General features: G+C 42.4%; 9 protein-coding genes and 1 tRNA gene. 5 read left to right on the top strand and 5 right to left on the bottom strand.

Annotated features, from left to right (window positions below):
• Positions 1–79: 79 nt before the first annotated feature.
• Together Q0Q74_RS08435 and Q0Q74_RS08440 are read left to right on the top strand one after the other, a co-directional pair.
• Positions 80–628, top strand: a complete 549-nt coding sequence (locus tag Q0Q74_RS08435) for a ClbS/DfsB family four-helix bundle protein (protein WP_294429932.1) — start codon at positions 80–82, stop codon at positions 626–628.
• Between the two features lie 12 nt (positions 629–640).
• The gene (locus Q0Q74_RS08440) at positions 641–820 is read left to right on the top strand and encodes a DUF3795 domain-containing protein (RefSeq protein WP_294429933.1); all 180 of its coding nucleotides are present in this window, start codon (positions 641–643) and stop codon (positions 818–820) included.
• 80 nt (positions 821–900) lie between these two features.
• Here Q0Q74_RS08440 and htpG read toward each other — a convergent pair whose 3' ends face one another.
• Positions 901–2,874 (bottom strand): molecular chaperone HtpG, encoded by a 1,974-nt coding sequence (gene htpG, locus Q0Q74_RS08445; RefSeq protein WP_294429934.1) that lies wholly within the window; start codon positions 2,872–2,874, stop codon positions 901–903.
• 108 nt (positions 2,875–2,982) lie between these two features.
• Between htpG and Q0Q74_RS08450 the strand changes: the two genes are divergently transcribed.
• Positions 2,983–3,056 (top strand) — tRNA-Ala (locus Q0Q74_RS08450).
• An 86-nt stretch (positions 3,057–3,142) separates the two neighbouring features.
• Here the strand turns inward: Q0Q74_RS08450 and trxA are convergent.
• From trxA to nadE, 3 genes are all read right to left on the bottom strand, one after another.
• Positions 3,143–3,448: a thioredoxin gene (trxA, locus tag Q0Q74_RS08455; RefSeq protein ID WP_294429935.1), complete on the bottom strand. Its 306-nt coding sequence runs from the start codon at positions 3,446–3,448 to the stop codon at positions 3,143–3,145.
• A 134-nt stretch (positions 3,449–3,582) separates the two neighbouring features.
• On the bottom strand, positions 3,583–4,116 hold the full coding sequence (locus Q0Q74_RS08460; RefSeq protein ID WP_294429936.1) for a LysM peptidoglycan-binding domain-containing protein: 534 nt from the start codon (positions 4,114–4,116) through the stop codon (positions 3,583–3,585).
• A 66-nt stretch (positions 4,117–4,182) separates the two neighbouring features.
• Positions 4,183–4,974, bottom strand: coding sequence for an NAD(+) synthase (gene nadE / locus Q0Q74_RS08465; protein WP_294429937.1), 792 nt, complete (start codon positions 4,972–4,974; stop codon positions 4,183–4,185).
• 169 nt (positions 4,975–5,143) lie between these two features.
• Here nadE and Q0Q74_RS08470 point away from each other — a divergent pair, with 169 nt between their 5' ends.
• Together Q0Q74_RS08470 and Q0Q74_RS08475 are read left to right on the top strand one after the other, a co-directional pair.
• The gene (locus Q0Q74_RS08470) at positions 5,144–7,207 is read left to right on the top strand and encodes a heavy metal translocating P-type ATPase (protein WP_294429938.1); all 2,064 of its coding nucleotides are present in this window, start codon (positions 5,144–5,146) and stop codon (positions 7,205–7,207) included.
• 36 nt (positions 7,208–7,243) lie between these two features.
• The gene (locus tag Q0Q74_RS08475) at positions 7,244–8,320 is read left to right on the top strand and encodes a GGDEF domain-containing protein (protein ID WP_294429939.1); all 1,077 of its coding nucleotides are present in this window, start codon (positions 7,244–7,246) and stop codon (positions 8,318–8,320) included.
• 162 nt (positions 8,321–8,482) lie between these two features.
• Here the strand turns inward: Q0Q74_RS08475 and Q0Q74_RS08480 are convergent.
• On the bottom strand, positions 8,483–9,015 hold a 533-nt coding region (locus Q0Q74_RS08480; RefSeq protein ID WP_294429940.1), incomplete at its 5' end, for a glucuronate isomerase.

The raw sequence follows: 9,015 nt of genomic DNA on the forward strand, positions 1-9,015 counted from the left end.
GAATACTCTTCCTTCCAATTCATAATTTTTTGTTGGCAGACTAGGTTTTAGGTTGTAAAGTAAAACTTAGGGGGAAAATATGCCACGAGCAAGAAACAAAGACGATTTGATGAAATTCGCTTCCGAAAACTATGCAAAACTGATGGAAATGATTTCAAAAATGTCAGACTCACAGTTGAACACGCCCTTTGATTTTTCAGACGACGCAAGCAAAAAAGAAGCTCACTGGGCACGCGACAAAAATGTGCGTGATGTTCTGATTCATCTGTATGAATGGCACTGTCTCATGCTTCAATTTCTGAAAAATAATGAAAATGTTAGCGACAAGAAATCCGCCGTTTCATTTTTGCCTCCGGATTATTCGTGGAAGACTTACGGCGCAATGAATTTGATGTTCTGGAACAAACACCAGAATACAAGTCTCGAAAGTGCAAAAGAAATGCTTGCTGAATCCCACCAGAAAGTGATGGCCCTTGCAGAAAAATATACGAACGAAGAACTTTTCACAAAAGGTCATTTCTCGTGGACTGGAAATGTTGACCTCGGCTCATATTTCGTGAGCACTACATCAAGTCACTATGACTGGGCAATCAAAAAGATAAAAGCGCACTGCAAAAAAGTAGCATAAAGGGCAATTTATATGAAAGATTTTATCGCATATTGCGGACTGGACTGCGAATCCCTTTGTCCGATACGGCAGTGTGCATTAAGCAAGAAACTCGAAACCTGCGGAAAATGCAGCGAGATAGAATCCTGCGAAAAAGTTGGGGCGATTATAAGGAACAGTCCTTCTGCACGAGAGAATTTGAAAAGCAACTAGCGATTCAGCAAAATCGTGGCGTGAGAGGAAATTTGTGAAAAAAAAGCACTGCCCCAAAGACAGTGCTTCAATTTACTTTACTATTTACTCAGCAATTTGTTCATCGCCTTAACGAACTCCATCGGATCCTTAAGCTCGGCTCCGCTCACAAGCAATGCCTGGTCGAACAGAACTTCACTTACATCTGCGATGTAGCTTTCGTCTGAAGAAGATTCCAGCGTTTTTACAATTGCATGGTCGCCGTTGATTTCGAGAATCGGCTTGATTCCGGGACCGGCCTGACCCATTGCACGCATCATACGCTCCATCTGGATTCCGGGATCGTTCTCGTCCACAACGATACAGCTCGGTGAGTCAGAAAGTCGTTTTGAAAGCACGACATCCTTAACACGGTCGCCCAATGCTTTCTTGATTTTCTCCTGAACAGGCTTGAAGGCTTCTTCCTTCTTTTTAGCTTCGTCCTTGTCAACACCAAGCTCGTCGTCGCTGCCTGCGCGGTTTACGGCCTTGAGGTCGAAGTCCTTGTATTTCATGAGTGACGGAATTACGATGTCGTCGATTTCGTCTGCCATAATCAGGACTTCAAAGCCCTTCTTCTTGTATGCTTCGAGGAGTGGTGAGGCGCGCAAGTTTTTCTCGTCTGTACCTGTAATATAGTAGATTGCTTTCTGTTCAGGTTTCATGCGCTGAACATAGTCAGCAAAGCTTGTCCAGTTGTCATCGCCGGTTCCGGCTGCGTCAGTACTCTTGAATCGGACGATTTCACTGATTTCCTCGCGGTTTGCATAGTCTGAGTACAAGCCTTCCTTCATCGGGCGGTTGAAATTCTTGACGAATGTGTTCCACTTTGTGATTGCGGCTTTTTCCTCGTCGCTTCGCTTGCTTTCCTCAGTTTTCTTTGCCTTGTCAGCGGCCTCTCCCATTTTCTTGAACTCGCTGAGCAATTTCTTTACGCTGGCGCTCTTGATTGTCTCAAGAATTCGGTTCTGCTGCAAAATCTCACGGCTTACGTTGAGAGGCAAGTCTTCTGAGTCGATGATACCGCGTACGAATCGCAAATAAGCTGGCAAAAGTTCGCGGTCGTCGTCAGTGATGAAAACTCGCTTTACATAAAGCTTGACTCCGCTCTGGTAGTCAGCCTGATACATGTCGAAAGGAGCGTTCTGTGGAACATAGAAAAGTGTTGTGTATTCCTGAGTTCCTTCTGCGTGAGTGTGTACATAGTGAAGCGGTTCCTGACCGTCGTGGCTGATAGTCTTGTAGAAGTTGTCGTAATCTTCCTTTTTGAGCTCGCTCTTGCTTCGTTTCCAGAGGGCTGAAGCAGAGTTTACCTGGTCAACCTTGTCCTCGCTTCCAGTAATGTTTCCTTTGTCGTCGTATTTGTTCTGTGTGTAGTGAAGGTAAATCGGGAAAGCGATGTGGTCGCTGTATCGTTTGATAAGCTCTTCAATCTTCCATCGTGAAGCGTACTCTTTTGAATCATCGTTCAAGAGCATTTCGATTGCAGAACCACAGGTCTCAGCCTTATCAAAGCCATATTTTTTAGCCTCGTCACTGTCTGCCTTGATTTCTTCGATTGTGTAGCTGTTTGTACCGTCGCTTGACCATTTATAGATTTTGTCGCTGGCCGCCTTTCGTGTGTAAACATTGATTCTTTTTGCAGCCATGAAAGCAGAGTAGAAACCGACACCGAACTGACCGATAAGGTTTGATTCTCCGGCATTCTTATCCTCTGCGATTTTTTCGATGAAAGCCTTTGTTCCTGAGCGGGCGATTGTACCGAGGTTGTTGTTCAAATCTTCCTCGCTCATACCGATACCAGAATCCTGAACAGTCAAAATCTTGTTCGGATCATCAAAAGTGATGTCGATTCTAGGCTCGCTCTTAACGCCTTTGTAAGCCTCGTCCGAAACTTTGAGATAGTTGAGCTTGTCCAAAGCGTCCGAAGCATTAGAAACGATTTCGCGAAGGAAAATATCCTTGTTTGAATACATTGAATGAATGATAAGTTTAAGAAGCTGATTTACTTCTGTTTGAAACTGGTACTCTGCCATTTTTTGTGATAACTCCTATGACAAAATAGAATCTTTTCTATAAAGATAATAAAATTACATGCAATCGGCTAGAATTTTTTTTAAAATTCCTTCATACTATTTTCATTCGGGGGCGTAGCTCACCTGGCTAGAGCGTTTGAATGGCATTCAAAAGGTAGTCGGTTCAAGTCCGATCGTCTCCAACGATATCGGTTCAGAGCCTTTGGCAGCTCCGCACCGCTCGTCTCCATAAAAAAAGACCTTCCGCTATGTGAAGGTCTTTTTTGTTTTACTTGAAAAGTGCCTCTAGTGTTTCTTTTGGTACAAAGCCCATTGATGTTTTGCTTGGCTCGCCGTTCTTGAACAAAATTACTGTCGGAATGCTCACGATTCCGTATTTCTGTGCCAAATCCGGCTCATCATCAACATTTACCTTTCCGACCTTGATTGTGTCGTTTTCATTCGCAATCTGCTCGATTGTGGGAGCGAGCATTTTACAGGGGCCACACCAGCTTGCCCAAAAGTCTACGAGCACTGGCTTATCTGATTTGAGAACTTCTGCCTCAAAATTTGATTCTGTGAGTGTAATTTCCATAGTTTGCTCCTTGTTGTATGTCGTTAACATAAAGATAACCCAAAAAATGAAAATCGCAAAGAAAAATCCCCGCAATTCGCAAAAAAAATTTTGGAATTACGGGGATTTTATGATTTTAACTCAAAAGTGAATTATTAGTTTGCTGCTGGAGCAGGAGCTGCTTCTGGTTCAAGAGGGAACTCTTCCTTTCCAAGCTGCTCAGAAATTTCAATAAGATGCGGACGAATGTCCTCTGCAGCAGGTGTTGCTTTCTGTCTGTAAACTTCTGCCAAATCTTTGAAATACGGCTTGAGCTTGAGTGCTACAGCTTTATCATTGATGTTTGCATCGAAATTAGGAATTGTGAGTTTCATTCCCGGTGTGATAAGTTCTGGATCACTTACAACATTGCGTGAAGCAAGCATAATGAGCGGGAAGTAATATCCGTTTTCATCTTTACCAGCATAGAATGTTTTTGTGATTGATGTGAGTGTATCACCTTTTTTAACCTGATAAACTTCTGCACCTTCAAGAACAAGTGCGTCTGCGTAAGTTGTGTAGACTTTATCAAATGATTTATTGATTTCTGCCTGTTTTTTTGCAGAATCATCCATAGTGCTGGTTGATGCACAAGAAATCATTCCGATTGTGGCAATAGCTGCCATCAAAGCAATTACGATTTTTTTCATTATAAAAATCCTCCTGATTATATCATAAATTATAACACAAAATTATTGCATTTCAAATTAATTTGATTAAATCTCAAAAAAAAGCGGTAAATCAGGTCGATAACATGGCAGGTCAATAATCTTTACCTTAAAGAGATTTGCCTTGTATTTTGCAATGATTTTTTCTGCATTTTCGCCCTTGATGTTCTTGCGTGCAATCTCGTTGACTTCATGATATGTAAATCCGAGATTGTCTTCGTCCGTTTTGCCGCACATTCCGTCTGATGGGGCTTTATGTGTTAAAGATGACGGCAAGCCAAGATAATCACCGATTGCAACAACTTCTTCTGTGGTAAGTTTATTTATCGGTGCAAAATCACCAGCGGCATCTCCGTAGAAGGTTGAATATCCAACCAAATCTTCACTCAGGTTGCATGTATTCACCACGCGGCAATTTCCGATTTGTGCGCCAATTCCGTACAAAGTGACCATTCGTAATCGTGCAGGCGTATTGGTCTTAAATACCGGTGTAAAACTGTCATTAGTGGCAGCCTCAGTTACGCCCGCGTCAAAAAATGCTGATTGAACTCCTTCATAAGCCTTTGCAATATTCACTGTATAATTTTTGATTCCGAGATGATTAACCAGCGTTCGCGAATCAGAAATGTCCTTCTGCTCACCGTTCGGCATCATAACTCCGATTACACGGTCTTTGCCAAGTGCCTTAACCAAAAGTGCCGATGTTACGCTTGAATCTTTACCGCCAGAAACACCAATAACAACTTTTGTTTCTTCGTTTCCGTTTTCGCTAATCCATTTCTGAATCCATTCAACAACTTCAGCAGTGATTTTTTCAACATCAAACTTATATTCGCTCATATTTTTGCCCCTTTAACGAAAACAACTGTTTCCATTACCCGATTTAATTTAATGATGTGAAAAAGAAAAATCAACGACTAAAGTAAATTCAAAAAACGCCTTGACAATCGGGAAGACTAGTCCTATTATTAACATATGAACACTTGTTCAAATGTTAAGAGGTAAAGCTATGGAACACGAACATATTCATTGCGGCTGCGGTTGCTGCGGTCACGAACATCATCATGAGCACGAAGAGCATGACTGTCACGAAGATCATTGCCACGAAAATCATGAAGAAGAAAATCCGCTCAAAAAAATCCTTCTGGCAGGTATTTTCTTTGCGGCAGCACTTTTAATTGAACATCTTCCGATTTTTTCATCAGAGTCAGCACTTGTTCAATCATTGTCAAAAAATTTTAATTATTCTGGTGACATTACACGCATTATTTTTGGGCTTCTCTATCTTATCTCTTACTTGATTTGCGGGCGTGATGTCATAAAAGGCGCAATTCGGAATATCCACAACGGAAATATCTTTGGTGAACAGTTTTTAATGACAGTTGCTTCAGTAGGAGCAATTTTTGTCGGTGAATATGCTGAAGCTGTTGCAGTAATGCTTTTCTATAATATTGGTGAATTCATTCAGGATTATGCAGTTGACCGCTCCCGCGAATCAATTTCCGCACTCATGGACATTCGGCCGGACAGAGCAACAGTGCTCCGCGATGGTAAGGCGATTGTTGTTTCTCCAGAAAAAGTTGCAATCGGCGAGACAATTGAAGTAAAAGCAGGGGAGAGGATTCCGCTCGATGGCAATATAATAGAAGGAAAATCATTCGCTGACACTTCGGCACTTACAGGTGAAAGCGTTCCCCGTGAAGTTTCCGAAGAATTCAACAAGGAAGTTTTGGCAGGTTTTGTAAATCAGACAGGCCTTTTAAGAATCCGCGTCACAAAATCTTATGGTGAAAGTGCCGTCAGCCGAATCCTCAAGCTGACCGAAAAAGCAAGTGAAGTTAAGGCAAAATCAGAAAAATTCATCGGTCGTTTTGCAAAAGTTTACACTCCGATTGTTTGTATTGCAGCCCTTGCAGTAGCGGTTTTACCGTCTCTTTTCCTCCAGTTCTTTATGCCGGAACTTTTTGAAAAATACGGCTGGTCTGTATGGATTTACCGTGCACTGACTTTCCTTGTCGTTTCATGTCCATGTGCCCTCGTGATTTCTGTTCCACTCGCATTTTTCTGTGGAATCGGGTCTGCTTCAAAATCAGGAGTGTTGATTAAAGGCTCGAACTTCGTTGAAATCCTTTCAAAAGCAAAAACTGCCGTCTTCGACAAGACAGGAACGCTCACAAAAGGCATATTCGATGTGTCCGAAGTGAATCCAGCAAACGGCATGACAGCTGATGAGCTTCTGGCAATCGCCACGCATGCAGAAAGTTATTCAAATCACCCGATTTCAAAATCGCTCAGAAAAGCACATCACTGCGTACTTTGCGATGCCCTCAAAATTCTTGACCCACAGGAAATTACAGGATTCGGCATACGGGCAAAAGTAGAAGGAAAAACTGTTCTTGCCGGAAACGCAAAACTGATGGTTCAAGAAAAAGTTGAAGGTTTTGGCGACCAGGCTAATGAAGGCTCTAAAGAACCAAAAGCCGGAACTGTTGTTCATGTTGCTGTTGATGGCAAATATGCAGGAAATATTGTGATTTCAGACAGTGAAAAAGAAGATTCAAAGCAAACGATACATGATTTGAAAAAACTCGGAATCAGGCAGACCGTAATGCTTACCGGTGACGGTGAAGCCACAGCTCAGATTGTTGCAGAAAATCTCGGAATCGATACAGTTTACGCAGATTTGCTTCCAGAAGATAAAGTCCGCAAAGTTGAGGAATTGATTTCACCAACAAATACGCTCATTTTCGTTGGAGACGGAATCAATGACAGTCCGGTTCTTGCACGGGCAGATGCGGGAATCGCGATGGGTGCATTGGGAAGTGAAGCTGCAATCGAAGCCGCTGATGTCGTAATCATGGATGACAAACCAAGCCGTCTTGTTGACGCAATCAAAATCTCGCGCCGCACGATGAATGCCGTCTGGCAGAACATTTACCTTTCAATCGGAATCAAAGTCGCAATCATGCTTTTAAGTGCCGTTGGAATCGGTAATATGTGGCTCGCGGTCTTCGGTGATGTGGGTGTGTGCGTGCTTGCGGTTGTGAACAGTGCCAGAGTTCTGAAAAAATAATTTTACAATCGAAACTTTATAGATTAAAATTCAGCAATGGATCCAGTTCTTCAAAGTATCGTACAATCAGCTTTTCCTGGTTTTATCTGCACACTGTTTTTGCTTACATTCATTATCATAGATAAAACCTTTCCACCGCGCACAATGCGTTTCTTTGCCTGTGCAATCATTTTTGCTTTTTGTCTCTTGCTGTGTGATTCTTTTGACACTTACTGCAAGACAAAAAAAGTCTGGCTGGAAATGCGATTCATCATAGGCTCCTTAGCTTATATGTTCCGGGTTAGTGCCTGTGTTATGACCGTTGTTATTTCACAGAACAAAAATCGTCAGAGAGCCATAGTTTTATTGACGCTGCTCACGATTAACAATGTTGTATCTATTTTAAACATATGGACTGGTTGGATTTTTACATTGAATGAAGACCACACATGGAATGCCAATTACCTGTTTTTTGAGCCGTATATCGTAACGAGTCTTTCAGTGATTCTGTACATTCGCGTTGCCATAAAACAGCTCAAGCACAATCTGGGGGAAAGTGCCATTGTTTTCGCTTCAATCGTGACCTGTTCCATTGCCAATATCCTTGAAATCATTTTGGGAATTAATTTCGTTCTGCCACTCTCGTTGATTATATGTATCTGTTTTTATTATTTATGTCTTAATGTTGAGTTATATCGCCGCGATGCACTCACGATGCTGTTTAACCGCCGCACCTTTTATATGGATGCAAAAAGGATGAAAAAGAATTCATCAGTCATCTTTCTTTCGATGGATTTGAATGACCTCAAAAAATACAATGACATTGAAGGGCATGCGGCAGGTGATTTGGCTTTGACAACCGTTTCAAATTGCATGATTAGCGCGTTTCAGTATCTTGCAAAAATTTACAGAACTGGTGGAGACGAATTCATCGCAGTCTTTAAGAATAAAACTCCAAAACAAGTTGAAGAAGCCCTGGAAAGATTTAATACAGCTCTTTCCAAAACAAAATATTCCGTTGCGAGCGGGTATGCTGAGTTAAAAAACAACGAAGATTTTGAAAAGGTTCTGGCACTTTCTGACCAGCGAATGTATGAAAATAAACGAAAAATCAAAGGGAATAGCGTAAGATAAAAACGCACAAGTGAATTGTGCCGTACCACGAAGCGTCAGCGCTGGTAGCCCCGCCGCAGGCGTTCCGAAACGAAGTGAAGGAATGAAGCGCCAGCGGAAGGGCGGACATAGCGACCCTCGACATCCGGATGTCGAGGGGGACGCCCATATCTTTATATGATTTTATTTTCCGAAATATGCAAGTGCATTACCGAATGAAATATCTTTGACAATCTGAATCAGAGTGTCCATGTCAGCTGGATATTCGCCGTTTTCGACCCAGCCACCGATTACATTACAGAGAATGCGTCGGAAATATTCGTGGCGTGAGTAGCTCAAGAATGAGCGAGAGTCTGTGAGCATACCGACAAATGCCGGAATCATGCCAAGATTGCCCAAAACTTTAAGCTGCTGTTCCATACCGTCGCGGTGATCGCAGAACCACCAGCCTGAACCGAGCTGGATTTTGCCTTTGATTCCACCACCCTGGAAGCAGCCCATGATTGTTCCGATTGAATAGTAATCTTTTGGGTTGAGGGTATAGAGGATTGTTTTTGGCATTCCGCCCTTCTCTTCGATGAGATTCATGAGGCCTGCAAGGTTCTCTGCCATTGGTTTGTCGTGGCTTCCGTCGAAACCTGTGTCTGGGCCGAGTTTTTTAAACATTGCCTTGTTGTTGTCGCGGATTGCGTTCATGTGCCACTGCTGAACGATTC

This window comes from uncultured Treponema sp., from assembly GCF_946187725.1.
In the GTDB taxonomy this organism is placed as follows: Bacteria; Spirochaetota; Spirochaetia; order Treponematales; family Treponemataceae; genus Treponema_D.

Excerpts from the sequence above, each read along its gene's own strand:
- Q0Q74_RS08435 (WP_294429932.1), top strand. The coding sequence starts at position 80 with ATGCCACGAGCAAGAAACAAAGACGATTTGATGAAATTCGCTTCCGAA.
- Q0Q74_RS08440 (WP_294429933.1), top strand. The coding sequence starts at position 641 with ATGAAAGATTTTATCGCATATTGCGGACTGGACTGCGAATCCCTTTGT.
- htpG (WP_294429934.1), bottom strand. The coding sequence starts at position 2,874 with ATGGCAGAGTACCAGTTTCAAACAGAAGTAAATCAGCTTCTTAAACTT.
- trxA (WP_294429935.1), bottom strand. The coding sequence starts at position 3,448 with ATGGAAATTACACTCACAGAATCAAATTTTGAGGCAGAAGTTCTCAAA.
- Q0Q74_RS08460 (WP_294429936.1), bottom strand. The coding sequence starts at position 4,116 with ATGAAAAAAATCGTAATTGCTTTGATGGCAGCTATTGCCACAATCGGA.
- nadE (WP_294429937.1), bottom strand. The coding sequence starts at position 4,974 with ATGAGCGAATATAAGTTTGATGTTGAAAAAATCACTGCTGAAGTTGTT.
- Q0Q74_RS08470 (WP_294429938.1), top strand. The coding sequence starts at position 5,144 with ATGGAACACGAACATATTCATTGCGGCTGCGGTTGCTGCGGTCACGAA.
- Q0Q74_RS08475 (WP_294429939.1), top strand. The coding sequence starts at position 7,244 with ATGGATCCAGTTCTTCAAAGTATCGTACAATCAGCTTTTCCTGGTTTT.